This window comes from Phyllobacterium sp. CL33Tsu, from assembly GCF_900113985.1.
Taxonomy (GTDB): domain Bacteria; phylum Pseudomonadota; class Alphaproteobacteria; order Rhizobiales; family Rhizobiaceae; genus Phyllobacterium; species Phyllobacterium pellucidum.
Map to the genome: position 1 here is coordinate 86,071 of NZ_FORJ01000009.1, position 26,418 is coordinate 112,488.

General features: G+C 58.9%; 22 protein-coding genes and 1 pseudogene. 13 read left to right on the forward strand and 10 right to left on the reverse strand.

The features are described from left to right. Positions 1–9: 9 nt before the first annotated feature. A complete protein-coding gene (locus BM074_RS21990; RefSeq protein ID WP_027229520.1) occupies positions 10–909 on the reverse strand; it encodes a LysR family transcriptional regulator in 900 nt (299 codons plus the stop codon). A 1-nt stretch (position 910) separates the two neighbouring features. Beyond that, the gene (locus BM074_RS21995) at positions 911–2,104 is read right to left on the reverse strand and encodes an amidase (protein ID WP_091925471.1); all 1,194 of its coding nucleotides are present in this window, start codon (positions 2,102–2,104) and stop codon (positions 911–913) included. 541 nt (positions 2,105–2,645) lie between these two features. Here BM074_RS21995 and odc2 point away from each other — a divergent pair. Further along, positions 2,646–3,779 carry an ornithine/lysine decarboxylase gene (gene odc2 / locus BM074_RS22000; RefSeq protein WP_027229522.1) on the forward strand — a complete coding sequence of 378 codons (1,134 nt, stop codon included), beginning with the start codon at positions 2,646–2,648 and terminating at the stop codon, positions 3,777–3,779. An 80-nt stretch (positions 3,780–3,859) separates the two neighbouring features. Beyond that, positions 3,860–4,471, forward strand: a complete 612-nt coding sequence (locus BM074_RS22005; protein ID WP_091925793.1) for a GNAT family N-acetyltransferase — start codon at positions 3,860–3,862, stop codon at positions 4,469–4,471. A gap of 38 nt (positions 4,472–4,509) precedes the next feature. Here BM074_RS22005 and BM074_RS22010 read toward each other — a convergent pair whose 3' ends face one another. From BM074_RS22010 to BM074_RS22020, 3 genes are all read right to left on the reverse strand, one after another. After that, positions 4,510–5,124: an alpha/beta hydrolase gene (locus BM074_RS22010; protein ID WP_091925474.1), complete on the reverse strand. Its 615-nt coding sequence runs from the start codon at positions 5,122–5,124 to the stop codon at positions 4,510–4,512. Between the two features lie 148 nt (positions 5,125–5,272). After that, entirely contained in the window at positions 5,273–6,691 is a 1,419-nt protein-coding gene (gene gndA, locus BM074_RS22015) for an NADP-dependent phosphogluconate dehydrogenase (protein ID WP_091925476.1), read from the reverse strand. Positions 6,692–6,809: 118 nt separating this feature from the next. Next, the gene (locus BM074_RS22020) at positions 6,810–7,643 is read right to left on the reverse strand and encodes a MurR/RpiR family transcriptional regulator (protein WP_091925477.1); all 834 of its coding nucleotides are present in this window, start codon (positions 7,641–7,643) and stop codon (positions 6,810–6,812) included. A 188-nt stretch (positions 7,644–7,831) separates the two neighbouring features. On the opposite strand from BM074_RS22020, the gene BM074_RS22025 reads away from it, so the two are divergent. The 6 genes and pseudogenes from BM074_RS22025 (at position 7,832) to BM074_RS22050 (ending at position 15,356) form a co-directional block, all read left to right on the forward strand. Then, positions 7,832–8,593, forward strand: coding sequence for an N-formylglutamate amidohydrolase (locus BM074_RS22025; protein WP_244533061.1), 762 nt, complete (start codon positions 7,832–7,834; stop codon positions 8,591–8,593). 67 nt (positions 8,594–8,660) lie between these two features. After that, entirely contained in the window at positions 8,661–10,214 is a 1,554-nt protein-coding gene (locus tag BM074_RS22030; protein WP_027229528.1) for an amino acid permease, read from the forward strand. Between the two features lie 83 nt (positions 10,215–10,297). After that, positions 10,298–11,668, forward strand: coding sequence for a glutamine synthetase family protein (locus BM074_RS22035; protein ID WP_091925483.1), 1,371 nt, complete (start codon positions 10,298–10,300; stop codon positions 11,666–11,668). Between the two features lie 36 nt (positions 11,669–11,704). After that, positions 11,705–13,090, forward strand: a complete 1,386-nt coding sequence (locus tag BM074_RS22040) for an aldehyde dehydrogenase family protein (RefSeq protein ID WP_091925486.1) — start codon at positions 11,705–11,707, stop codon at positions 13,088–13,090. A 112-nt stretch (positions 13,091–13,202) separates the two neighbouring features. Further along, positions 13,203–14,327: pseudogene (locus BM074_RS22045) on the forward strand (iron-containing alcohol dehydrogenase); the annotation flags it as partial. Positions 14,328–14,978: 651 nt separating this feature from the next. Then, positions 14,979–15,356, forward strand: a complete 378-nt coding sequence (locus BM074_RS22050) for a hypothetical protein (protein WP_139217701.1) — start codon at positions 14,979–14,981, stop codon at positions 15,354–15,356. A 284-nt stretch (positions 15,357–15,640) separates the two neighbouring features. On the opposite strand, the gene BM074_RS22855 is transcribed toward BM074_RS22050, so the two are convergent. Further along, positions 15,641–16,042: a hypothetical protein gene (locus BM074_RS22855; protein ID WP_175499097.1), complete on the reverse strand. Its 402-nt coding sequence runs from the start codon at positions 16,040–16,042 to the stop codon at positions 15,641–15,643. Positions 16,043–16,125: 83 nt separating this feature from the next. Then, positions 16,126–17,310, reverse strand: a complete 1,185-nt coding sequence (locus BM074_RS22060; RefSeq protein ID WP_175499098.1) for a DUF6065 family protein — start codon at positions 17,308–17,310, stop codon at positions 16,126–16,128. A gap of 1,256 nt (positions 17,311–18,566) precedes the next feature. Between BM074_RS22060 and BM074_RS22860 the strand changes: the two genes are divergently transcribed. After that, complete coding sequence (locus BM074_RS22860; protein WP_139217704.1) at positions 18,567–18,893, forward strand: hypothetical protein; 327 nt, start codon at positions 18,567–18,569, stop codon at positions 18,891–18,893. Between the two features lie 32 nt (positions 18,894–18,925). Here BM074_RS22860 and BM074_RS22075 read toward each other — a convergent pair whose 3' ends face one another. After that, complete coding sequence (locus tag BM074_RS22075) at positions 18,926–19,798, reverse strand: MFS transporter (protein ID WP_139217705.1); 873 nt, start codon at positions 19,796–19,798, stop codon at positions 18,926–18,928. Positions 19,799–20,036: 238 nt separating this feature from the next. Between BM074_RS22075 and BM074_RS22080 the strand changes: the two genes are divergently transcribed. The 3 genes from BM074_RS22080 (at position 20,037) to BM074_RS22865 (ending at position 23,360) form a co-directional block, all read left to right on the forward strand. Further along, positions 20,037–21,485, forward strand: coding sequence for a hypothetical protein (locus tag BM074_RS22080; RefSeq protein ID WP_091925510.1), 1,449 nt, complete (start codon positions 20,037–20,039; stop codon positions 21,483–21,485). 103 nt (positions 21,486–21,588) lie between these two features. Next, positions 21,589–22,389, forward strand: a complete 801-nt coding sequence (locus tag BM074_RS22085) for a hypothetical protein (protein WP_091925513.1) — start codon at positions 21,589–21,591, stop codon at positions 22,387–22,389. Between the two features lie 512 nt (positions 22,390–22,901). Continuing rightward, complete coding sequence (locus BM074_RS22865) at positions 22,902–23,360, forward strand: hypothetical protein (RefSeq protein ID WP_139217706.1); 459 nt, start codon at positions 22,902–22,904, stop codon at positions 23,358–23,360. Between the two features lie 145 nt (positions 23,361–23,505). On the opposite strand, the gene BM074_RS22090 is transcribed toward BM074_RS22865, so the two are convergent. After that, positions 23,506–24,063 carry a hypothetical protein gene (locus tag BM074_RS22090; protein ID WP_091925515.1) on the reverse strand — a complete coding sequence of 186 codons (558 nt, stop codon included), beginning with the start codon at positions 24,061–24,063 and terminating at the stop codon, positions 23,506–23,508. A gap of 622 nt (positions 24,064–24,685) precedes the next feature. Here BM074_RS22090 and BM074_RS22100 point away from each other — a divergent pair. Beyond that, positions 24,686–25,534, forward strand: a complete 849-nt coding sequence (locus BM074_RS22100) for a hypothetical protein (RefSeq protein WP_091925521.1) — start codon at positions 24,686–24,688, stop codon at positions 25,532–25,534. A gap of 139 nt (positions 25,535–25,673) precedes the next feature. Here the strand turns inward: BM074_RS22100 and BM074_RS22870 are convergent, their stop codons facing one another. Beyond that, on the reverse strand, positions 25,674–26,210 hold the full coding sequence (locus BM074_RS22870) for a hypothetical protein (RefSeq protein ID WP_139217707.1): 537 nt from the start codon (positions 26,208–26,210) through the stop codon (positions 25,674–25,676). Positions 26,211–26,418 lie beyond the last annotated feature (208 nt).

Below are 26,418 nucleotides of genomic sequence, written 5' to 3' on the forward strand. Positions count from 1 at the left end.
TTAACAAAATTAAGAGCGGCGATTGTCCTTGAACCACTTGGCGAGATAATCGACGAGAACGCGCACCTTTGCAGGCAGGTAGCGGCGGTGCGGATAGACCGCATGAATGCCGGCATCGCGTGGAATGAATTGCTCGAGAACGCTGACCAGTCTGCCGCTATTAATATCGGCCTGGGCCACAAAATCCGGCAGCAGGGCAAAGCCGAGGCCGGCAAGGGCGGCCCGGCGCGTTGAAAGCGGACTGTTGATTTCGATCGGCCCCGATACCTGGACGGATAACGGCGCCCCGTCTTCATTCAGGAATTGCCAGGTATTGCGCGAGCGATTGTTCGTATCGACAAGGCAGGGCAGGGAGGCGAGAAGCTCGGGGCGCTCAGGGCGTCCCAGCCGCTCGATCAGGTCCGGCGAACCACAGGCAATGACATGGAAGGGTGCAAGGCGCTTGGCTATAAGCGAGGAGTCCTGCATGCGGGTGATGCGAATGGCAAGGTCGAACCCTTCTTCCACAAGGTCCACGAAGCGGTCGTCCAGCCGAACGTCGAGAACGATATCCGGCTGCTCGGCGCAAAAGTCGATGAGGCACTGGCCGATCTCGGCATCGGCAAAGGTGCGCGGCGCGGATATCTTGATGCGGCCCTTGATATCGCTGCTCGATTCGCGCACCGCCTCCTGCAGGCTTTCGACTTCGCGCAGAATTTCGCTGGCGCGCTGGTAGTAGGTGTGCCCGGCTTCGGTCAGCGAGAACTGCCGCGTGGTGCGATTGAGGAGCAGCGCTCCGAGTTCATCTTCGAGTTCCCGCACATACTTCGAAAGCAGGGCCTTGGAACGTCCGATCTTGCGCGCCGCCGCCGAAAAGCCTTCGGCCTCGACCACGTCGATGAAAGCCCGCATACGGGTGAGCGTATCCATCTCAGATCGCCCTTGCCGATTTGTCGAGAATAGCCCGGCCGAGCCGGATAAGCGCGCGGTCGCTGTTCTTCGGTCCAAGCAGCGATATGCCGAAAGGTGCGCCGTGCACCTTGCCTAGCGGCAAGGTGATCTGCGGGAAGCCGGAGAGGGGCGACAGGCAAAGGAGATGCAGCATTCGCTCGCGATAGGTCTGTAGATCGTCGAAGGCTGCGGCGGCCAGCGGCGCCGCGCCGGGCACAGTCGGCAGGATAAGGACGCCATCGTCGCGCAACAGGTCGCCGAGTTCGGAACGGAAGAGATCGCGGCGGCGCGTCTGCGTATCGTAAGTGGTCCGGTCGATCTTTGAGCTATATTCGAAACGCTCACGCACGCCCGGTCCAAGGCCGCGATCCTTGGCGGCGATCCATGCGCCATGCGCCTGCCAGACCTCGAAACCCTGTATCTGGCGAAAACACAGATATAGATCGTCCATCGACGCAGTCGGCTGGCGTGCGGAACGGGCTTGGCCCAGATGGGCGCAAACGGTGGCGTACATTTTTCTGTAGGCGGCATCCTCTGCCTCGCCGATCAGAAAATGTTCGAGCAACGGGATGAAAAGCGGGCGCGTCAGCTTGAAGTCCTGGGCGTCGGCGTCAAGAAGGACAGCTCCGACTTTTTCGTAAAGCGCAATATCCTTGGCGAACCAGCCGAAGACGTCGAGCGAAGGCGCGAGCGGCAATGCACCTTCGAGGGTGATACGCCCATGCGTCGTCCGCAAGCCCGGGAGCCCGCAAAAACTTGCCGGTGCGCGGATCGAACCGCCCGTATCGGAGCCCGCTGCGATGGTGACGAGACCGCCGGCAACGGCGGAGACTGAACCTGACGACGATCCTCCTGTCACGCGGTCGGGCGCTGCCGGATTGACCGGATGCGGGAAATGGGCGTTCTGGCCAAGCAGCGAGAAGGCGAATTCGTCCGTCTGGGATTTTCCCGCGAGTTTCGCCCCGTTGTCGAGCAGCATCTGGATAGCTGGCGCCGTGTGCATGGCAGGGGGTGATTCGGCCGCTTTTTGCGGGTTGCCACCGCCCGTTACCATCCCGGCCACATCAAAAATGTCCTTTACGGCGAGCGTCTCGCCGGTCAGAGGCCCGCGACCCGAAGCAAGCGCGGGTAACGGAACGTCGAGCAGGGCATTCAGGGGCGGAATTGTGTGCATCGTTCAATGATTCTAGGCCATTTTCGACACCTTGTTCAACGAATAAAAAAATTGGCGTTGCCGCAGAATTTTCATTGATTGGACACATCTTTCACCTTATATGGCGCTTGCCCAAAGTCGCACGTGCCTGTGGGTGTCCGCCGATCTTCATAATGGTGAGGAAACGGTATGGTACCTGGAACTAACCCCTCCAGTCAGTTTAGCGGCCTACTGCTGAACTGAGGACATCTTGAAGCAACGACGGTGCGGGCCTTTCTGGTGTCTTCCGGCTGTCCATAAGCCGGGATTACTGAAGAGGCACACCTTCATTGCCTGTAGTGCGGATGGGTACATCCAAGCCAAGGCAGACAAAGCGGATTTACGCTGGTTTCAGCGTCGGTCCATCGCCGCATGAAAAGTCTCGTGGTTTCAGCATCTCCAAAGGCTGGCCTCACGCACGACCGACTCATGCACTTTGTCCCTGCGGTACATCGGGCGCGTCCCATGAAACCGCGACTTGCACAAGGCGGCCGCAAGTGCCGCTACGGATTGGAGACCCAAGATGGCTACGCAGCGCATCCTCGACTTCATCAACACCCGACGCCCGAATGGCCCCTGCCTCGTCGTCGATCTTGAAGTCATTCGGGAAAATTTCCACAATTTCGAAATGGCTCTGCCGGAGTCGAAGATTTTCTATGCGGTGAAGGCAAATCCCGCGCCTGAGATCCTGCGCCTGCTCGCCTCGCTTGGCTCGAGCTTCGATACGGCTTCCGTGGCCGAAGTCGAAATGGCCCTCGACGCCGGCGCAACGGCGGACCGCATTTCGTTCGGCAACACGATCAAGAAGGAGCGTGACATCGCACGCGCCTTCGAACTCGGCATCCGTCTCTTTGCCGTCGATTGCGTCGAGGAAGTTGAAAAGGTTGCCCGCGCTGCTCCAGGTTCGCGTGTGTTCTGCCGCGTTCTGACCGATGGTGCCGGCGCTGAATGGCCGCTGTCGCGCAAGTTCGGCTGCGTTCCGGCGATGGCTGTCGACGTCCTGCGCGCTGCGCAGAAGCTCGGCCTCGACTCCTATGGCGTTTCTTTCCATGTCGGCTCGCAGCAGACGGATCTCTCCGCTTGGGATCGCGCGCTTGGCGATGCAAAGCAGGTTTTCGATGCGCTTGCCAAGGAAGGCATCACGCTGAAGATGGTCAACATGGGCGGCGGTTTCCCGACCCGTTACCTCAAGGACGTGCCGACCGCACAGGCCTACGGCCAGGCGATCTTCCAGGCGCTGAGCCGTCACTTCGGCAATCGCCTGCCCGAGACTATCATCGAGCCCGGCCGCGGCATGGTCGGCAATGCCGGCGTCATCAAGGCCGAGGTCGTTCTCGTTTCGAAGAAGGCGGACAATGACAACGTGCGCTGGGTCTATCTCGACATCGGCAAGTTCGGCGGTCTCGCCGAGACGATGGACGAAGCGATCCGTTATCAGATCACTACGCCGCGTGATGGCGATCACAATGCGCCTTGCGTTCTCGCCGGCCCGACCTGCGATAGCGCCGACGTGATGTACGAGAAGAACCCCTATCCGCTGCCGATCTCGCTGACCATTGGCGACGAGGTGCTGATCGAGGGAACGGGCGCTTACACAACGACCTACTCGGCGGTTGCCTTCAACGGCTTCGAACCACTCCGATCATACGTCATCTGATCGGGCATCGCCCGATCGTGGAATTTGGCCGGCAATTTGCCGGCCTTGATGACGCCCATGATTGAAGATTGGTCAAGAAGATGAACGCAGTAGATTTCAACCAGAACCTGCACGTCCAAGGCGCACAGGCCTATACGATACGCAACGAGACGGCGCAGGACGAAGCGGCGCGCGAGGCGCTGCTCGACCGCGCCATGGGCGAGGGACGTCGCCGCAAGTCGTCCGAAAAGCTGCGGCGTGGGCGCCTGCCTTCCGAAGGCCTCGCCTTTGTCGCACGCGGCAATGACGGAATGCTGCTCGGTTCGGTACGGCTTTGGGATATTCAGGCAGGTCATGACGCCGCTGGCAAGCCGGTGCGCGCGCTCCTGCTCGGACCGCTTGCCGTCGAGCCCACACTCAAGGGTCACGGCATCGGCGTTGCCCTGATGCGCCATGGCATCAGCGAGGCTGCTCGCCTTGGTCACGGCGCGATCATCCTCGTCGGCGATCCGGAATATTATGAGCGTTTTGGCTTTGAAGGCGAGAAGACGGCGCTGCTTGCCATGCCTGGCCCAGTCGAGCGCCGCCGGTTCCTGGCGCTGGAACTCAAGCCCGGCCACCTTGCCGGTGCACATGGCCTCTTGTCGCCGCGCGGCCGCAAGCCGTCACGTGCAACACAGGCCGCGCCGGTTTCCCTGCGTTTTTCGATGTAGCCACGAGAGCCCCCTCCATCAGAGGGGGCCAGGCATTGTCAGGCAAATTCCCTAACGAAACGCTCGATGGCGGTGACTTCGCTCTGCTGAATCTCGTGGCCGCCCGGATGCCAGACGAGCTCGGTATCAACGCCCTGCGCCGTCAGGTAATCCGCAAACGCCTGCGTCAGCGCGGGCGGACAGATCGGGTCGCGCTGTCCCGCCGTGATAAGCACATGCTTGCCCTTGAGCGCCGGCTGCGGCGCCGGTTGCCACGGGATGAGCGGATGCAGCAGCACCGCTGCATCGAAGAGATCGGGCTGCGCCAACAGGGCCGAGGCGAGAATATTGGCGCCATTGGAATAGCCAAGGCCAATCAGCTTCGAAGGCTGGGCTTCAGATTTGTGAGCACGGATGAAATCGGCCATAGCCGTGGTGCGCCGGGCGAGATCGTCCATATCGTAGACGCCTTCGCCCGTGCGGCGGAAGAACCGGGCGGCGCCATGTTCGGAGACGTCGCCGCGCGGCGAGACGATACCTGCTTCAGGAAGCAGCCTGCGGCCGAAATCGAAGAACTGGTTCTCGTCGCCGCCCGTACCGTGGAAAACGAAAAACAGCGGCTTGCCCGGTTCCGCTGCCTTGTGAATGCGATGGTGATAGCTGCTGACTGACATGATCCGTCACTCCGGCGCGGTATTTACCGGCCCTCTTGTTGCGTTACATGCCTGCTATATGTCGCCGAACCGGGCGTGCTTAAACCCGGCTCCCGCTTGATGGATTGTCGCCGTCCCGTAGACAATGGCGGCGCGACGACGCCAAAAATCAATCGACATCCGACCAGGGGCCGTGGAAGTCACCGTCCTGATCGAGCCGCTTGAAACCATGCGCCCCGAAGAAATCGCGTTGCGCCTGAATGACATTGGCCGTGCCACGTTGCTGCCGGTAGCCGTCGAAATAGTTGAGCGCGGCGGACAAAGCAGGTGTCGGGAGACCGGCGAGGGCCGCTTCCGCGACTACCTTGCGCAGGGATGCCGACCCGGTCTTCATGCGCTCGACGAAGGCTGGCGCCAGGAGCAGGTTCTTGCCATCGCTGCCTTCGAACGCGGCAGCGATCTCGTCAAGAAATTGCGAGCGGATGATGCATCCTGCGCGCCAGATACGGGCAGTTATCGCCAGCGGGACGTTCCAGCCATTCTCTTTCGAAGCGCCTGCCATAACTTCGAAGCCCTGTGCATAGGCCGCAATCTTTCCGGCAAGCAGTCCGTCTTCAAGCGCGTCGATAAACGCGGCATCATGGACGAGCTTTCTACCGGCAAGCAGATCGCCATAGGCGTCCGCGGCCAGCTTGCGCTCACCGACCAGCGAGGAGATCGAACGCGCCGCGACCGCCGCTTCGATCGCCGTTGCCGGGATGCCCAGCATCTGCGCCTCGATGGCGGCCCAGCGGCCCGTGCCCTTCTGGCCGGCGCTGTCGAGGATGACATCGACTGCGGGCTTGCCGGTATCTTTGTCGGTGGCCGCAAGAACCTTGGCCGTGATCTCGATGAGGTACGAGTTGAGCGGGCCTTCGTTCCATTTCTCGAAAATCCTGCCGATGGCATCCGGCGCAAGGCCAAGGCCGTCGCGCAGTATGCCGTAGACCTCGGCGATCATCTGCATATCGGCATATTCGATACCGTTATGGATGGTCTTGACGAAATGACCGGCGCCATCGGGCCCGAGCAGCGCCGAGCAGGACTCGCCCTTGTACTTCGCCGATATGGCCGTGAGCACCGGCTCGATGCGAGCATAGGATTCGGGCGTGCCGCCCACCATGATCGAGGGACCATGGCGCGCGCCTTCCTCGCCGCCAGAAACACCCATACCGACGAAGGTCGGATCATTGGGGCCGAGCGCGGCCAGGCGGCGCACCGTGTCATGGAAATTGGCATTGCCGGCGTCGATGATGATGTCGTCCTTGGCGAGGAACGGCTTAAGGGCAGCGATCTGCTCGTCGACGGCCTCGCCAGCCTTGACCATCAGGATGATAGGACGCGGCGCCCTGATGTTCTTCGCAAGGTCTTCGAGCGTTTCGCAAGGAACTATCTTGTCCTTCAGGTCGCCGGCGTCCTCGTAGAACTGGTGGGTCTTTGCAACCGTCCGGTTGAAGACCGCGACGCGATAACCGTTCTCGGCAATATTGAGCGCCAGGTTGGCGCCCATGACGCCAAGGCCGATCAATCCGATGTCAGCTTGCTGCATGATATTTGTCCTTGATCAATCCGATAATGTTTTTCAGCGCAGGCACGCGCCTGGCGGGCCTGCCTGGCCGGGAACCGCATTTGTATATCAATCGGGCGAGGGGGCAATGCCCCGCCTGTCATTTGTCGCGCAGTTGCTCCATGTCGCGTATGCGGTTGGCACTGCTTTTTTCGAGCTTGCGCGTCACCTCGGCGATCAAGGTCTCGGCGACGAGAAACAGTGTTGCGGACGAATCCCATGGCGATGGGACCGCGGTGCGGCCGGCGATCACGTACCGTGCGAAGCGCGCAATCGGCGAAAGCCACTGGTCGGTGATCAGCACGATTTCCACGCCCCGGGCCTGCGCCTTCTCAGCAAAGCGGATGAGGCTGTCCTGATAGCGCCGAATGTCAAAAATGACGAGGACGTCCTTCTTGCCCATATCGATCAGCTGATCGCGCCAATGGCTTTCCTGGCCGGTAAGATGCGTTACGCCCGGGCGCGTTATTTTGAGGTGTGCCGCCATGTAGCGGGCAATGGGATCGGTAAAGCGCCCGCCAAGCAGGTAGACGCGGGCGCGTGCGCGGCTGATCGCCTCGACGACATCGCCGAGCTGCTGCACGGAAAGATGCTGGAACGTTTCGCGGATATTGTCGATCGCGGCTTCCATCAACGGAAATTCGGCGCTGTTATTGCTCGCCTGGATGGTTGCCGCGCGGTTCCAGGGCGACTGCAACTGCGCAGCAAGCTCCTCCTGGAGCGCGCCCTGGAATTCCGGGTAGCTCTGGAAGCCAAGGCGCGAGACAAATCGAAGTATTGTGGGTGAACTCACGCCCGCCTGAGTCGAAAATTCTGCGACCGTTCGCAGTCCGATCAACGGATAGTTGGCGACAAGGGTCTGTGCTGCCTTGCGCTCCGAGGTCGACATATTGTCGATTCTTTCGGCGATCAGCTCGGAAATGCTGGTCTGCATCGGTGCTTCCCCATCTTCGCCGCCAATATCCGCTGGAACGTAAATTCGGATTTGACAAATTTTATCGTTGTGTATCAAATCATACGCGAGTGGAAATAAAAATACAAAATGTAACGTAAATTACAGCTTGCCAGAGAGCCGCAATGGGAATGTCGCAGGCAACGGTAAAAAGCGAGGATGTGGTCCGCGTGTCTAACACGGATGGCGCCGGCCCGTTCATCATTTTATGCGATCACGCGTCCAATCACATTCCCGAAGGCTATGGTACGCTTGGACTCAAGCCGATCGACCTGAAGCGGCATATTGCCTGGGATCCCGGCGCCATCGGCGTAAGCATGGTGATGAGCAGCCTTCTCGATGCGCCGCTGGTCGAATCCTGCGTGTCTAGGTTGATCATCGATTGCAATCGCCCGCTGGATGCGCCCGATCTTATTCCTTCGCTGAGCGAATCAACGGCAATTCCGGCCAATGCCGAATTGAGCGAGGAAGAGAAACAAAGGCGAATTGGCATTTCGCATCGACCCTATCACTCAGCGATCGAGGATCTGGCGCGTGCACGTGCCGCCAAGGGTCTGCCCGACCCGATCTATGTCGCCGTGCATTCGTTTACGCCGGTCTACCGGGGCATTCCGCGGCCCTGGGACATCGGCATCATCCACGATGCCGACGACAGGATCGCCGCACCGCTCATTGCCGGCCTTGAGGCGCTGACGCAATTTTGCGTCGGGGTCAACGAGCCCTATTCGCCGGCGGATCGCGTCTATTACACTTTGGAGCGGCACGCGTCCGCTCTCGGGTTTCCGGCAGTGATGATCGAGATCCGTAACGATCTCATCACCACCGCTCAAAAAGAAATGGCTTGGGGCGAAACGCTCTCAAGGCTGCTCAGGGAGATTGTGGAGCGGCCGCTTGCGCAAGCGGCGAGCTCACCAAAAACCGGGACGGCATAGACAAGCTTACGGAGTAGCGCTCGCGAGTATCTGACGTTGCAACTTACCAGAATAATAGGGGAACGTGATGACACAGCAGGACTATACTGACACAGATAAATCGGAGGACATAAAGGTCCTTCACAGCATGGGCTACGCCCAGGAACTGGAGCGGCGGCTCAGCCGCTTTTCCAACTTTGCCGTCTCCTTTTCGATCATCTGCATCCTTTCCGGCGGTATCAACTCGCTGGCCCAGGCCACGTCGGGCGCGGGCGGCATCGGCATCGGTATCGGCTGGCTGGTCGGCTGCTTCGTCTCGCTGACCTTTGCCGTCGCCATGTCGCAGATCAGCTCCGCCTATCCGACAGCGGGCGGTCTCTACCATTGGGGTTCGATCCTCGGCAATCGCGGTACCGGCTGGGTAACGGCCTGGCTCAATCTGCTTGGTCTCATCACCGTTCTTGGCGCCATCAATGTCGGCACCTGGACGTTCTTCGTCGGCGCCTTCGGCCCGGCGCTCGGCATTGAGAACACGCTGACGACGCAGATGATCTTTCTCGTGATCATCACCGGCGCCCAAGCGCTCATCAACCACCTCGGCATTAAGCTCACGGCGAAACTCACCGACTTCTCCGGCTACCTGATCTTCTTCGGGTCGATCCTTATTGCGGTCGTGTGCCTTCTCTCCGCCGAGACCTGGGACTTCAGCCGTCTCTTCTCGTTCCACAACTATTCCGGCGAAGCGGGTGGCAACGTCTGGCCGTCGGTATCGAACGCATGGGTGTTCGCACTCGGGCTCTTGCTGCCGATCTATACGATCACCGGCTACGATGCCTCCGCGCATACATCCGAAGAAACATTGAAGGCCGCAAGTTCCGTGCCGCGCGCGATGGTCATGTCGGTCGTCTGGTCGGCGATCTTCGGCTACCTGTTCCTTGCCGCTTTCGTGTTGATGATTCCGAACATGGACGAGGCCGCAGCACAGGGCTGGAACGTTTTCTTCTGGGCTTTCGACCAGCGCGTCGGCACCGGCCTTAAGGAATTCGTCTATATCGTCGTCTTCCTGGCGCAGCTGCTTTGCGGTCTCGCCACGGTGACATCGGCGTCGCGCATGATCTTCGCATTCTCGCGTGACGGGGGCCTGCCGGGCTCCGCCGCACTCGCCAAGGTCAGCCCGACCTACCGCACGCCCGTTGCCGCTATCTGGACGGCCGCAGTGCTTTCGGTTCTGTTCGTCTGGGGCTCGTCGATCGTCTCCGTTGCAGGTACCTCCGCCTATACGATCGTCGTTTCGTGCACGGTCATCTTCCTGTTCCTGTCGTTCACCGTTCCGATCGTTCTCGGCCTCCTCGCCTGGGGCACGCCGAAATGGGACAAGATGGGACCATGGAACATGGGACGCGGCATCTTCACGCTGTTCGCGATCCTGTCGGTTATTTCGATGATCCTGATCTTCATCATCGGCATTCAGCCGCCGAATGACTGGGCGCTCTACATCACGGTAGGCTTCTTCATCCTGACGGCAATCGTCTGGTTCGCCTTCGAAAAGCGCCGGTTCCAAGGCCCGCCACTCGGCGAAATCATTGCCGCACGTCAGGCTGCGATCAAGGCGGCCGAGCAGGCCGTCGGCGAACGAAGCTGACCCACCGCAAAGGCGGCGACCGGGCTTGCTGGTCGCCGCCCTTATTTTGCCCGTGATGAATTTATCTCGTACAAGGAAAGACTATGCCCGGACATTGGAGTTTCGACGAACTAAAGCGCCACGTGACCAATGGCGAGATCGATACGGTGCTGGCCTGTTTCGTCGACATGCAGGGCCGCCTCGTCGGCAAGCGGTTCCACGCTTCCTATTTCGTCGAGTCGGCGCATGACGAAACGCATGGCTGCAACTATCTCCTGGCCAACGACATCGATATGGAGCCGGTGCCAGGCTACAAGGCCGCGAGCTGGCAGCAGGGCTATGGCGATTTCGTCATCAAGCCTGATCTTTCGACTATCCGCCATATTCCCTGGCTCGAAAAATGCGCCCTCGTTCTCTGCGATATTCTTGACCATCACCATCACGCGGATCTGCCGCATTCGCCGCGCAGCATCCTGAAACGCCAACTCGCGCGACTGAAGGACCGCGGCTATCTCGCCTATTTTGCATCGGAACTCGAATTCTATCTGTTCGACGAGACCTATGAGACGGCGCGGGCCAAGAACTGGAAAGGCATGGCGACGGCTTCGCCCTATATCCAGGATTATATTATCCAGATGACGACCAAGGAAGATGTGGTCATGCGGGCGATCCGCAATGGCCTGTTCGACGCCGGCATTCCGGTCGAGAATTCCAAGGGAGAGTGGGGCCCGGGCCAGGAAGAGATCAATGTACGATATGCCGAGGCGCTGGAAATGGCCGACCGCCACGTCGTTATGAAAAATGGCTGCAAGGAGATCGCCACCCAGATGGGCAAGGCGATCACTTTCATGGCAAAGTACGATTATTCTCTCGCCGGCAGTTCGAGCCATGTCCACAATTCGCTATGGAGCGCCGACGGCAAGACCCCGCTCTTCTACGACAAGAACGCCGAACACACGATGTCGGCACTGATGCGTCAATGGGTGGCCGGCCAATTGAAATATGCCGATGATTTCACCTATTTTCTCGCGCCCTACATCAACTCCTACAAACGCTTTCAGGCCGGTACCTTCGCGCCGACGAAGAATGTATGGAGCCTAGACAATCGCACGGCAGGTTTCCGTCTTTGCGGCGAAGGCACCAAGGGCATCCGCATCGAATGCCGCATCGGCGGCGCAGACCTCAATCCATACCTCGCCTTCGCCGGACTGATTGCCTCGGGGCTGGCGGGAATCGACGAGAAACTGGAGCTTGCCGCGCCCTTCAAGGGTGACGCCTACGGCGGCGCTCGTCTCAAGGAAATTCCGAAGACGCTGCGTGACGCCACCGAAACGCTTGCCCGTTCCAAGATGCTCAAAACCGCGCTGGGCGACGATGTTGTGGAGCACTATGTCCACACCGCGCGCTGGGAACAGTTCGAATATGATCGGCGCGTGACCGACTGGGAGTTGCATCGCGGCTTCGAACGGTATTGAAGACGGAACACCAGAACCAGACTAGAGGTTGAACCCATGGCCGACACGGTCAAACTGATTACCCCCATCGACGGTTCCGTCTATGCGGAACGCCCCATCGCTACCGACAAGGCCGTGGATGCAGCGGTGGAAGCAGCGAAACTTGCGCAGACGGATTGGGCGCAGACGAGTATCGAAGAGCGCGGACGGCTCTGTCTTGCGGCGCTTGACGCGCTGCTCGCCATGAATGACGAGATCGTGCCGGAGATCGCCTGGCAAATGGGCCGTCCCGTGCGCTATGGCGGTGAAAAGGGCGGCGTCGAGGAGCGTACCCGCTATATGGTCCGCATCGCCGAGCAGGCGCTTGCGCCCGTCGTCGAAAACGACAGGCCGGGCTTTCGCCGCTACATCAAACATGTGCCGCTCGGCGTCGTCATGGTCATTGCGCCGTGGAACTATCCGTACCTCACTGCAGTCAACACGATCATTCCCGCGCTGATGGCCGGCAATGCCGTGATCCTTAAGCACGCGGCCCAAACGCTGCTCGTCGGGGAGCGCTTCGCGCAGGCTTTCGAGAAGGCGGGGCTGCCCACGGGTGTCTTCCAGAACATCGTCCTCGGCCACGCCCAGACCGAAAAGCTGCTGGGTTCCGGCCGTATCGACCATGTGAATTTCACCGGGTCGGTGGCGGGTGGTCGTGCCATCGAGAAGGCGGCAGCGGGGACGTTCATGACACTTGGCCTTGAACTTGGAGGCAAGGACCCGGCTTACGTGTTGCCTGACGTCAATCTCGACCATGCCGTCGCTAACCTCGTCGATGGCGCGTTCTTCAATTCGGGCCAATGCTGCTGCGGCATCGAGCGCATATATGTGCATGAGAACGTCTATGACCGCTTCGTCGATGGTTTCATCGACCTGACCAAGCAGTATGTGGTCGGCAATCCGCTGGATGCAGAGACGACAATGGGACCGATGGCGCAGACGCGCTTTGCCGATCTTGTGCGCGAGCAAAAGGCGGAGGCGCTGCGCAAGGGCGCCAAGGCTCATGTCAACCTGCGTGTCGCCAAGGACATTGCAGGTTCGCCCTACCTCGCTCCCGAGGTATTGACGGGGGTCGATCATCAGATGAGCGTGATGCGAGAAGAGAGTTTCGGCCCGATCGTCGGCATCATGAAGGTGCGCAATGACGAGGAGGCGCTCGCGCTGATGAACGACAGCCAGTACGGCCTTACGGCATCGCTGTGGACGACCGACACCGACCACGCCGCCAAGATCGGCGATCGGATTGAAACCGGCACCGTGTTCATGAATCGCTGCGACTATATCGATCCGGCGCTGGTCTGGACCGGGGTCAAAGAGACGGGCAAGGGCGGTGCCATGTCCGCGATCGGCTATGGCAATCTCACCCGGCCGAAATCGTATCATTTGCGCGAAGCCTTTTGATGATGATCTACCCTCCTCTGGGCTACCGCCCATCTTCCGACAGGGGAGATGTCCGGCAGGACAGAGGGGGTAATCTCACATACTGATCCCATCCATCCGAAAGAAAAATCACATGAGCAAACTCATTTCCAAGTGGAATTATCCGACGACGGTTCGTTTCGGCGCGGGGCGCATCAAGGAACTGCCGGAAGTGCTGGAAGTGACGGGGATCAAAAATCCGCTGTTCGTCACCGATCCAGGGCTCGCCAGACTGCCGGTCGTATCGAGCACGCTGAAAATCCTCGACGACGCCAAAGTGCCCCATGGGGTATTCTCGGATGTGAAACCCAATCCGGTGGAATCGAACCTGACGGCGGGTATCGCCGCCTTCACGAAGGGCAAGCATGATGGCGTCATCGCTTTTGGCGGCGGTTCGGCGCTCGACCTCGGCAAGCTGATCGCCTTTCAAGCCGGGCAGACACGGCCGCTCTGGGATTTCGAGGACATCGACGACTGGTGGACGCGGGCGAATGGCGATGCGATAGCGCCGGTCATCGCCGTCCCGACAACGGCCGGAACCGGGTCTGAGGTCGGCCGCGCCGGCGTGATCACCCATGAGGAAAGCCACACCAAGAAGGTAATCTTCCACCCGAAGATGCTGCCGGCGATCGTGATTGCCGATCCTGAACTTTCGGTCGGCATGCCGGCATTCATCACCGCAGGCACGGGCATGGATGCGCTCGCCCACTGCCTCGAAGCCTATTGCGCGCCGGGCTATCACCCGATGGCCGACGGCATTGCGCTCCAAGACAACCAACGCGGAAACAAAAACACCCCCAAGAACCTTGACGACGGCAAGGATGAGACCGCGCCCGAACACACGAGGAACGCACCGCCCACGCGCACAACGGACAAGCAGAAAGAGCCCCCTGCAAAACACGCCCAACCGCATCCGAACCGCAAGAGCGAAGACACCCACAACCGCATCACAAATGCCGGCGAAACACACGACGGCCTCCCCGCCAACCGGCACGCCGCCAAGGAGCGAAGCGGCCGACTGACCAACGAGAGCGACACCAACGGCAGCTCCGACGACGCAGCCAAGGACGCCATGAAACTGCGTAAGGAACAAAAACTCCCGCACAAACTGCAAACCCCAAAAAAGGAGCAAAACATAAACAAGAAGAAGAAGGAACACAACGCCCAGATGGCAACGGTCGACCCGACAACAGGCGGCAATCCAGGAAAACCCACAAAGAAAACAAAAATCAAAAGCAGCAATAACGCAAGTGCGGGAGAAAAGCAGAGACTAAAAGGAAACAACGGGAAGCGGGAGCCCCCAGCCAACCCAAGCGAGAGATGCCACGGAAAGGGACTGCAACACGCAGTAACCGAAAAACAGGAGATACCGCGCTGCAAGACAAAACCCGACAAACGCGCCGGCATCAAACCCCGAAACACACCGATTACGCAAAACAAAAAACCAGAAAACCCCTGCCCAAAACGACGAACGCAGACGCATCACCCAACCGAAGAACTGCACGCGAAAAACATCGCCAACAAACCGAAGCCCACGTGCAACCGCGGCAGCGCCAAGGCGAACCCCCTCGCAAACCACCGCAAGCGAAAACCGGCCACCCGACTGAAGACAGTAGAGCCGAAGACCAAGAGAGAAAGCAAGAACGCAAACCCCAACCAGCCCGGGATGCACGCCGCGAACCACCCCCCCAAGCCGATGAACAGTACCAAAGAACCACCCAACAAACCGTGACGCCAGCGGAGGAAAAACCGCGAAGGAACCACCCAAAAGCGCGGCACGGCCCAAAGACAGAACAACAAGAAGCCACCAAACAAACACCGACGCCTCCGGACCAAACCAGACGAAAACCCGCAGCACGCCCAGCATACGATGGATCGCGCGCAAAGCCCCACGCAACGACACGCCGATCCAGACAACCAGGCAAAACACAGCGGAAGCGAAAAACACCACATGCGGCAGAGCAGCAAGCAACAGCCCCAGCCAGAAAACCTGCCGCCATCCAACAAAAAACTGATAGCGGAAACGCCCGCCCAACGCAGAGAGTCCCATAAAGGACACAAACCACAGCACCCCCCCCAAGATCTCAGCCAGCAAACTCTGGGCCACCCTCAGAACGAAAGCAACAGCCAGCACAACGGTAACAGCAGGAAAAAGCGCATAGGCACCAAAAACCACAACGACATTCCCACCGATCACCGAAAACGCGACCACAACACGACCGCAGATACGAAGGATACCCCAAAATAGCAAGGCGAACAACCCAACCATCAACAACACAAAAGTCGTGCCCAACACACGCAGCCCGACCAACAAAAACAAGGCACCCAACACCACATAAACATCGAAATAAGGAACGACCGTGGGCACACCGAACAGCAAGCACAAAACACAGACGGTAAGGAAAGACAGACGATTAAAACCCCCAACGATCGCCGCAAACCAGCAAGAGAGTCGATAAGGCGCGAAAAGACCCGAATCACGCCCATACAGACCCAGGAAAGGGCGAAGACAACAACAGACAGCAACGCCGGTCAATAAACAAGGAAAACAAAGAGCAACGGAAGGAACGGGCCAAAGCAGGGCCGAGCCAACAGCGCCGCCATGGTAAACGCGCCGAAGAAAACAGAGAAGATCAGGAATCCAACAGAAAACAAAACAACAAACACACGCCCGAGCAGAACGCTCGAAAGAACGGGCAACCGGCCAGCGCCAAGACCCCAGCAGACCCACCTCAGAGAACGAACAACGATGCCACCAAGCCCCACGTCCAAAGCACCGTACAGAAAACGCAGCAACAAAGCAGCATAGCAGAGGCAAAGCACGACGGAAGGCCCAAACAAAGAGCCCCGCACAGGCAACAGCGAAGAGCGAAGATAAACGCGAACAGAACCCAAGACCACAACAAGCGAGAGAACGACCAACCGCAAAAGCACCAGCAACCCCAGGAACCCACGCAACCCCGATAATCGAAGCCAAACCCAACACCCCGCAAGAACGACCAGAACCACGCCAACAATCAGCCACGAGAAGACAACAAAGACGAAAGAACCGAAGAGGGAATGAAAGCCCGCAGCCAACAAGACGACACAGGACGCATCAAGACAACAAAGAACAACCCACAACCGCAGCGAAAAAGCAACAACGCCAACCAACAGCAAAGGAAAATAGACGATCCCGAAACCAAAAGCGACCCAACAACAAAAGCGACAAAGAACCACTCGAGCAACCGGACGAGGCAGACACCCATCAACATAGAAAACAACGTGAAAACGACAGTGATCACGACAATCCAGAAGGCAACAGCGGACCCGAGCCACCGGGCCTGCAAAACGTCGCCACCAAAAGCAACAGAAAGCAAGACAGCCACAATGCGCAGAGAACACCAACCCAAAGCATAGACCAAAGCAACCGCGACAAACGAAACAGAAAACAGAAGCAACAAAATGAACAAAAATGACCGCCACAAAACCGGAAAGAAAACCAGCAGCCAAAACCGGCTCCGAGGAGCGCCCAGAACGAACGCACCGGACCGCCAAACCCCCCGAAAACAGGAAAGCGCCCACGTGACCATAACGACCATCAAAGGGAGCTCAAAAAACAGAGACGTAAAAGAAAGGCCCCAGAAGCACAACAAGTGGAAGCCGCGGGCAAACACCGAAAACCCCAACATGGGCAAAAAAAGAGAGGCAACAACCCCCAGGCGCCCCAACGCAAACAGGAAAACGTAGCAGAACGGAACACCAGCAAAAAACGATACCACCCCAAACAAACGCATCAACGGCCAACGCATCCAGAAAGGCAAACCGCACAAAACCACGGCAACGACGACAGACAAGCCAACGACCGCGCCAAGCAGAGCAGAGAACAGACAAATCACGAACAAGACCAAGCAAGCGTCAAGGAGCAACAACCACAACACATGGAACATAAAGACAAAGGTCACAAAACCGCGCAGAGCCGGGAAAGAGCCGGCGACAACAAAGACCGTCACAAAAACCACGAACAGAACAGCGAAGACAACCAAAAGCACCAAGAAAACCCAAGAAAACAAAAGCCCCCAGCCCTCGGCAGCCGCAACGGGAAGCGGAAGACACCGATAGGAAAAGCCACGAACCGACCCGTCCAGACAGCCCCGCGCAAACCAAGCCCGACGGAAAGAGATAACCACACCATCAACCAAAAATCCCGTCAAAAAAAGCACGCGAGAAAAACCAACCACAACGCCTGGCGCAACGCAGAAAACCCCACGCACAAACCCACCGGGACCCCAAAAAGCGGCTTACCCAACCCGGCCACAGAAAACCAGGAACCAACACCCCCGAAAGACGACAGCCGCGCCAGCAAGTCAAAAGAGCCCCCCAAAGAAGCCCCCAGCCAAGGCCCCTCCGGCTGGAAGACCAACGAGAAGGTCCTGAACGACACTGTGCTGCCCGACCAGAACCCAGAAAACAACCGCAGCACAACAGCCCCAGAAGCAGCCAACCGGGCCTACGGCAGAAGAGAGCCAACCCATCCAGAAAAGGAAACCAACCCCGCGCGGGGCATAGGAGAGAACGCACCGCACGTAAAAGCCAACCACAAACCCGGACAAAGCAACGACGACTGCAACCCGAGCGTCCAACCCGACGCGATCACGAACAGCAAAACCATCGCAACCCAAGCGGAGAAGCAGCGGCCGTCCACCCCGCCCGAGAGGCCCCGACTGGACCAGCACCGGAACGAAAGCCACACACATGTTGAGATAACCAAAATACACCAGCCCGGCTGCGCCACCCGCGGCCACGAGCCCGCCACCCGGCCACCCGACAGCACCAGAGACCCCGAGGAGAGCCTCACGCGACCCACAACGATCACAAGCAAAACCAACGACGCTGCCACACGCCGGCAGAAGAACCCCAACCCAACCATGCGGCACGTGCCAGACGAGATCGCCAGCAAACCGCAGCCAAACGACACAACAAAAGACGCCCAACCAAAGGCCGGCCCCACCCCGCAGCCCGCAACGCAGAGAATCCCAACACCACAAAGAGCACGACAGCCGCAAAACACACGGCCCCACGTCCCAGCCGAACGAAAAACCCACGCCGAGCACGCAACAACCCGGCCGACCCGCCCGGAACAGGCGAGACCGCAAACCCCCGACAGCAGCCACCGAACACCCAGACGCGGAGAGAACGTCCACATCGACACCAGACCCAGCCGTGAAGCAACCAACGACGCAACCACATCCCCACCAACCGCACGGCAAACAGACCGTAGCCAACGTGCCGGCCGGCCTGGCCGCGGCGACCAGGGCACCCGCGGCGGAGGAGAACGAAATCGTCGTACCCGCGAACAGCACAGCCGCCCACACCGAGAGCAAGCAGGTGGAAGAAGCGATCAAGGGGGAAAACCCGGAGGAGAGACGGCAGGGGAAATTGTAGACCGAAGAAACCACGAGAAAGCGCTATCAGGCCAGTGGCAGAACACACCGAGGAAAAGCAGATAAACGAACGCACCAGCAGCGACGACACCGCAAAGAACCAAGGCATTCGTCGCCGAGCAACCAACACGAACACCACAGATGACCAAGAAGCCAGAGCAGCTGAGCAGACCACCAAAGCCCGAGACAAACCTAAACAAAATATGAGCCGACCAAATACCAAGGCCCCTCACGAGCAGCAACCGACCCCACGCCCAGGTACCCCGGGCGAGCGAAGGAGAAAGCCAAAGACCGCAAGCCAGGCAAAGAGAAGCGCCAGGAAGAAAAAAACAACCATGAACCAAACGACCAACGCCTGGTGAAGCACCAGCCACGACAACGAGCCCAGCGCCGTTCACGGGCACAAGAGGCCCCGCGCCGAAAACCACCAGGCCATACCCGAAAGAAGTTCCTGCGCCGAACCAGCACCCCAAAGAAAGCGAGACCAAACCCGCGCAGAGGGCAAAGCCCCACAACCCCAAAAAACCAGGAGGATAAACGAAAGCCAGACCGCACCGCCGAAAGAAAGCGACAGCTTCAAAAGGAACAAAACACGAAGCAATCGCGACACTGGCAAAACCACCAGCACCACAAGGGCGATCCCAACCAAAAACAGCATCACCGAGCACCCCCGCAACAACTGTGCAAGCAGAAACGCGCACAAAACCCAGAAAGCCGAAAGAGGCGACATCGTCAACGCGCCCCAGCCAAACACAAGCAAACAGATCACCAACAAGACACGCGAATCCATCCGGCCCGAAACCAAGACCGAAAGAGGTGCAGACAGCAACAGCAAAAAGACCCAAACAAACAGCGCCGCCCCCAACACCAATGCAGCCGACCAACAAACCCGGACAAAAGACACCGGAGAAAGATAAGCCAAGCCACAGAACCCCATACCGAACACGAACAACAACGCAGACCAGAACGAAAAGGGCACCGACACCAACGAGAAAAAGGCGACCATCGACCAAGCCGCGGTAAAGAAGAGGAAAAAGAACATGACCGCGACCACAAAGACCACGAGGCAGCAAAACAAGATCGTCGACAACGCCAGCCACGCACCCCGCGACCCACACGCCAGAACGGAATCGAGCGAAACAAGCAACACTGACAGGCACCCAAGCCCCCACCAAACGAAATCCCGGAGCAACCACCCAGCGCCATTCAAAAAGTCCAGAACCCGAAAGAGGGCCACGGCAACCAGAAAAACCCGGATCACCGCCAACAGCAAAAACCACTACCAACACAAACCACGACACAAACAACCGCCGAAACGCGGCCCGACCGGCCGCGCGAGCAAAGCGACGAGACCGAAAACCACCGAAAACACCAAGCACGAGGAACGAGGGAACACAAGAAAGGAAGCAGCAAAAACGATGAAGAACAGACCGCCCCCAATAAACACCCCAAGTGACCAGCAGAGGAAAAGCGGGAAGATATGCCAACAAGCAACAAAAAGAAGAATGGCGAAAGCGAAGCAGGCAACAGATCACCAAAAGAAGACCAAAATCGAAAACAGCCGCCCGAGCAACACACACAGACGAAGCAAAAAGACGGCGGAGACGAAGGAAGACGACTGCACCCAAAAGATCGCAACGGAACAAGCAATCAGCACGCACCGGACATCGACCACCCAGGCCGAAACGATCCAAACCGCGAGAACCCCCATCAACAGGCCCAACAACATCACCAGGAAAGACAACCCCGTCACCGGAAACAAAGAACCGACACAAACCGCACGCGCCGCAGGCCACCCGACAGCCGACAAGGGCGAAACCAGCCACCACCTAGCCGGCGATGACCTAGGCGTCGGCCCCGCAGCCAAGGCGACCACAACGCCCAAACAAGACCGGAGAACGCCACCCGAAAGAACCTCGGCCCGCAACCCGATACAAAAGGACACACGCGAGAAAACCAGCCGCAAGACGCCCGCCGAAACCTCAGCCGGAAGCACAGAAAACACCACCCCCGATCCCAGCACCACGGACGAAACGCTGACCGCAAACGACCACACCGACACCACCGCGACCCGCACATACACACTCCGCCCGACCACCAAAACAATGACCGACGGTTCCGAGGAGCTCAAATCCATACACACCAAAGCCACCAGAAAGAAGGCCGCCAACCCCGAACACGAGATCAAAAGAGAACCCCCCGCGGCCGAAAGATGCCAGACGAAACCAGAAACGCCACAGAACACCACCGACAACCACAAGGCGCCAGCCGCCAACTCCGTCCAGAGATACACCGAGCCCAACGCCCTTCCAAATCCCCTACACCGGGCCTCCAACACGACCAGATTGCCGGAGACCATGCCAATCGACGCAGAGGACCACCCCAAACTTACCGAGGCCCGCTCGAAAGACCCCGTCGCGGAACCCAGACACCACCGCAACGCAAAACTCAAACCAAGAAGCCGCCTGCCAAGAAACCAAGAGGACGACACAGTGGTCAGCACCAACCGGGCAGCAAGCCGCCAACACCGGAACGCCGAAAAAGAAGCCCGCGAGCAAGCCAAATGCGCCACGAAACGGCCGAGACAAAGCCATAACGCCGCAAGCTGCACCACGGCCGACGTCCCCCCAACCGCATACGCACAGGTCCCCAGCCGAACCAACCGCCACCAAGCCGTAACCCGCCGCCGCCCAACGACACGGAAAGCGCCCATACAGCACACCACCCACCCAGCAAGCGCACCCAAAGCGCCCAGAACAGAGGCACCGCAACACGAAAACATAAAACGCCAAGACCGCAACCACGAGGGGCCCGAACAGCCCCCTGCCCACACAGCAGCGAAAACCACAACCCACAAGAAAAAGCGCGGCGTCGAACACTTCCACGACCCCGCCGCCCCGGCCGCGGCAACAGCCGCTTACGGAGCTCCGACCCACCCCGAACCCGCGACCTAGGCCGAAGGACCCGGCGACGGAAAAAGACGCAAATCACAATCATGCTCGCCCTGACACCCTGGAAGGCAAACGCTCTCACTTACGAAAGACACAACGAAAACGCATGCAACCAAACGGCTCGAGCATTGACACAAAGCAAATGGAGACCCACAGCAACGAGACCAAACCGAATAGTGCGAAAAACAATCGGAAAGAACGAAAAGACATCCAAATGGAGCCTACCAAGACAGACATCGTGAAAGCCCACCCCCTTGAAGATGACCAGGCCATGACCGACGAGAACAGTCAAACAAGGCTCGCAACCGACAACGATCCCGCCAACAGCAAACAGACCCCCCAAGACGCAAAACCCATCCCAACCCACAAGGGCCCCGAACACGCCACCAGGAACCACACCACCAAAAAAGCCGGCCGTTCGAAAAGAACAATCGACATAAACCTCGACAGAAAAAAAGAGCGCCACAGCAAGATAGCCAACCACAAACACCAACTGCGGCTCACAGACAGCGACCAAGAGCTGCAACGCAAAGGCAACCGCAACAACGACATGATCGAGCTCCGCAACGACCTGGAGACGGTCATAACCCCCGATGACGTCATCCGCCACCACCGCGTCGCCAACGGTCTGAACGACAAGAAGCAGGCCATGAGCCGCGATCGCAACCAAAGCCCCCAGCGGCGGCGCCAAACCCAGATCCGCGCGCAGAATCACAACCACATCCCCGCAAGGAACCACCAAAACAACGATACCAACCCAGCAACCCATCAGCTGGAGCACCGTGTCACCTCGGAACTGGTCAAGAAACCCAGATGCCGCGACAAGCCGAAGCCGAAAGAGCCACCCCGAAGCCACAAGACCCACAAACCCAGCGGGAAAAAGTGCCAGAAGGCCGACAAACACTGACAGCACAACGCCAGTAAACCCCCAAGAAGTGGCAGCAAAAGCCGCGAAGCTCAATCGAGATCAACGACTCCCTGAAGCCACTTGAACGCCGCCACACCAGCACACAAACACCAACCACAAAAACAGAGAAGCCCAAAAACCGACCCCAAAGCACCCAAATGGCAAAGACGGACATCCCAACAATAACCATGGCCACATGAAGAGGCGAAAAAACAACGAAGACAGACAACCCATCGAGCCCCTCAAGCAACCCCCAGGCAAACAAACGGACGAAAGCCCCAGACACCAGAAGCCGGGCCCAGAAACCGCCGCAGCACACCGCCCAAAGGATCCGGTAAACCCAGAAACGCCACTCCGCCCGACAAAGCCCAAACAAAACCAACGCCCCCCTCGGCAACAGCTCGGGCGGCCACCTCAGAAACAAAAAACATCCAAGAACAACAGCAGCAAACAGCAAGACCAACCCCTGGGGGCAAGGGGATACACCATGTACAGAAGCCCCCAAACGCCCCATGGAAAAAGAACCAAATAACACCACAAATCAAAAGGAAAAAGAAAGCGCACAGGCCCCAAAGGCAGCGAACCCAGAAGAAACAATCCACACACCCCGCCAGACCTGTCACCACCCCAACCGCCGCAAGAACCGACACCCGCACGTCCAGAATTTCAACGCAACCGCCCGCCACGACGCCAGTACCGATGGCCTCCCGCGGAACAACACCAACAAAAACACGCTGAGGAAGCGCAACCGCAAACTCGAAAAGCAAAGCGCAAAGGCCGCAAAGGTCGACAACCCGACGCGAACGACAAACCCGCCACAACAGTCAAAAAGAAACCAAACATACCCAGCACGCCGACGAAATCCCACAGCGCCTGGCCATCGCCCGAAACGCGCACCGCGCCGACAAACAACGGCTGAACAAAAGGAAAGAGGCCCAAAAGCACAGAGGACAGGCCCGCGCGAAGGCTGACAACGACGACAGAGCCACACGCCAGCCGCCGGACAGTTGAAGAGTGAACAACGGCCCAGGGGACGCCGACAACATACCGATCGTAGACGGCCCGAAGAGCCATACAAAGAGAGAGACACGAAAACCAGCAGCGACCGCAGCGAACTCACAAAACCAAGAAACCGAAAAAAACCCACAATGACAGGCCCCGGACAGGATCCCGAACCGCCGCGAGAGCAGTCGCCAGAGACGCAACACCGTCACCAAAAACCCACCCCCCCGGCAGCAACAAATGACACCAGGCGCCCGAAAAAGACCCAGAACCCACCCCAACATAACGAGCCCCGAGAAGAGGCTGCGCCCCGAGACGAGGACCACCACCCAAAACGACCGGCGCAACAACACCACCAACCCAACCACAATCACCCGCATCAAAAGAACCAGCACCATCACCAAGCACAGCGCCAGCACCGACCATGAAGTCAACGCACCGTGCGCCGACCACAGCCGCAGGCAGCGCACCAAGCGTGGCCCGAACGCCCTCGAACAAGCCGACACCCAGATCGGAGTGCGCAACAGCATCAGGCGAAACAGCCCCACAAGAGATGCGACACCCCAACCCAGCCGCCAGGGCCCCGCGCACGCCAATCACCTCGACGAGCTCCAAAGCCGGCAGACCACGATTGGACATCCGCAGGACCGCGTCATCCACAAAACCAAACACGGCGCCCTCCCGCGCAACACCAGCCACAACCAGGACACGTCCACAGCGGCCCCAGAGCTGAGAGCACAAAAGCACCGCGACCTCACCGCCGAACAGCGCGACTCAAAGCTCCAGGTAATGAAACCAAACCACCCAACCACGCACCCACGCAACAAGCAACCGCTAAACATGATCCAGAGAATCGCAGCCATCAGCCGCGGCACACAAGCCATTGTATGGCGCAACATAGAACACGAATGCCGACAGCCCCTCCGACTCCGCCCCCAAAACCACATCGACACCCAGGCCAACAACAGTGACCTCCCCCCCGGCCTCAGCAACCCAATCGGCCGCCACCACCAGCCCGACACCGCCCGAACACGCGGACTCACCAAGACCCCCACCGACCCGCCCCGCAGCGCCACCCCGAACCAGGGACCCATACACGGACGACCCACCGCCACCCACGGCATTGCAGGCGACGACGGGCTCGCCAACTCCTACCACGGTGAAGCCCCCTCGGGCAACGACATCAACCTAGCCGCCAGCGAGATCGACCTGAGTGACAACGCCACCGACACACCCGGAGTCATCAACAGCCCCATGCGTCCAAACCACCACAAAAACACCCAGCAAAACGAGAATGGAAACAACCAAAACAGCCCAAAAACCCGCCGCAACCGCGAAGCTCACAAGAGGACCGAGCACGACATACCCAGCAGCAGAGCCCAAAACCCTCAAGACCGACACCACCTACACGCGGACCTCAGACATCCCCAAGAAAACCGCCGACAACACGAGCAACATGACGACCCTCGCCAGGCCCCACAGCCAGGCACAAACAGAAGAACCGAAGCCAGCGAAGGCAGACGCGCCGACAAACGAAGATGTGCTGAAGGCCAAGACCCGGCAACCCGAAGCATTCCTGACAAGGCCAGGGGACGCCAGCGCAACAAAGACGCCGAGAAGAGAGCCGAGCAAAGCCGGCAAGCCGACCAAAAGAACCCAAGACCAACAAAACCAGGAAGAGGCCAGCGGCACCCAGCACGAAGAACAGGAGGCATTCCAGCCACATGCGACGCAAGCGACCACCAATGCCAACACTTATCCGAAGAATACCATAAAGCCCACAGCCAAGCCCGACGAGGCAAAGCCCCAAACAAAAAAAACCAACGCGACCCCCCAAACGGCAAAACACGACACCACCGAAACCCAACACAAGACGGCAACAACCACCAGCCCAGAAACCAACAACCTGGCCAACACACCACAACAGACCATCCCCCAAAGCCAAAAGAAAGATACTCTGACAAGCCGCAACCCGGAGGGAATAGCCACGCAACACGAGGCAACGCACACCGATAGAAGCAAACAGAACAAACAGACAAAACAAGACAAGGCCAAACCCACGCTAAAAGAGAACACCAACAACCAGCCCCGCAGCCAAAAGAGCACAAACGAAACAAAAAACAAGGGCGGCGGCACGCGCTAATCGAAAACAAGCAAAAACCAACAAAAACGTGCAAGCAAACACAACGACACGAAGAACAACAACAGACAAACGGCAAAAAAAGCCAGCCACGCAAGTCCAGCCAAAAAGCGCCCAGAAAACCTACGGAAAGCGAAGACCCTCAGAGGAAGGCGCCGGGCGGGCCCGGCCAAAGCCACACCCGCAAAAGAGCAAAGCCCGACAGAGCAACGAGCAAAAAAGCGAGCGAATCCAAGCGCAGCCCCCAGCACCCTGCCGGAACAAGAAAAATACGACACAGGATACAGCCCGAAAGAGGCGGACAAAGACCACCACAACCGACAACCTCGCAAACCATCAACCCGCAAAGACAACGAAAATCGAAATACCCGCAAAAGACCACCCGGCCCCCCGCAGCACGATAGAGCACCGGACTACCCGCACCAGCCTCGCCGAAACCACACACGACAAACTCAAGAACGCCCACACAAAGAACCAACCCCACGAACCAACAACGCGCGTCCAGGACCACGCCCATCGGCACCGAACACCACAGAAAATCTGCCAGGACGAGAAAAACAGGGCCCGGGACCAACAACAGCAGCGCCCAACCAGGAACGAGCGCCCAAGAGAGGGGGACGCCCCAAACAAGGCCAAACAGCAGCGCCAGACGAAGAGCAACACAAACAAAATCAAACACGCCTCCAACCCCCAGCACCACACACCACCAAGAAAGCCTGCACATCCACACAAAAAACGCAGCCGACCTACAATCGAGAACAAGACAAGCGACCACAGCCCGGCAAGACAACAGCGACAAAACCGGGCGCGCGAAAAAAACAACCAAGCAGCCTATCAGCTCCGGCGCGCCAGGAGGCAAAAAGCCCCAGCAGGCGACCCGATCGGCA

Excerpts from the sequence above, each read along its gene's own strand:
- BM074_RS21990 (WP_027229520.1), bottom strand. The coding sequence starts at position 909 with ATGGATACGCTCACCCGTATGCGGGCTTTCATCGACGTGGTCGAGGCC.
- BM074_RS21995 (WP_091925471.1), bottom strand. The coding sequence starts at position 2,104 with ATGCACACAATTCCGCCCCTGAATGCCCTGCTCGACGTTCCGTTACCC.
- odc2 (WP_027229522.1), top strand. The coding sequence starts at position 2,646 with ATGGCTACGCAGCGCATCCTCGACTTCATCAACACCCGACGCCCGAAT.
- BM074_RS22005 (WP_091925793.1), top strand. The coding sequence starts at position 3,860 with ATGAACGCAGTAGATTTCAACCAGAACCTGCACGTCCAAGGCGCACAG.
- BM074_RS22010 (WP_091925474.1), bottom strand. The coding sequence starts at position 5,124 with ATGTCAGTCAGCAGCTATCACCATCGCATTCACAAGGCAGCGGAACCG.
- gndA (WP_091925476.1), bottom strand. The coding sequence starts at position 6,691 with ATGCAGCAAGCTGACATCGGATTGATCGGCCTTGGCGTCATGGGCGCC.
- BM074_RS22020 (WP_091925477.1), bottom strand. The coding sequence starts at position 7,643 with ATGCAGACCAGCATTTCCGAGCTGATCGCCGAAAGAATCGACAATATG.
- BM074_RS22030 (WP_027229528.1), top strand. The coding sequence starts at position 8,661 with ATGACACAGCAGGACTATACTGACACAGATAAATCGGAGGACATAAAG.
- BM074_RS22035 (WP_091925483.1), top strand. The coding sequence starts at position 10,298 with ATGCCCGGACATTGGAGTTTCGACGAACTAAAGCGCCACGTGACCAAT.
- BM074_RS22040 (WP_091925486.1), top strand. The coding sequence starts at position 11,705 with ATGGCCGACACGGTCAAACTGATTACCCCCATCGACGGTTCCGTCTAT.
- BM074_RS22050 (WP_139217701.1), top strand. The coding sequence starts at position 14,979 with ATGGATCGCGCGCAAAGCCCCACGCAACGACACGCCGATCCAGACAAC.
- BM074_RS22080 (WP_091925510.1), top strand. The coding sequence starts at position 20,037 with ATGGCGAAAGCGAAGCAGGCAACAGATCACCAAAAGAAGACCAAAATC.
- BM074_RS22085 (WP_091925513.1), top strand. The coding sequence starts at position 21,589 with ATGCAACCAAACGGCTCGAGCATTGACACAAAGCAAATGGAGACCCAC.
- BM074_RS22865 (WP_139217706.1), top strand. The coding sequence starts at position 22,902 with ATGGAAAAAGAACCAAATAACACCACAAATCAAAAGGAAAAAGAAAGC.
- BM074_RS22100 (WP_091925521.1), top strand. The coding sequence starts at position 24,686 with ATGGAAACAACCAAAACAGCCCAAAAACCCGCCGCAACCGCGAAGCTC.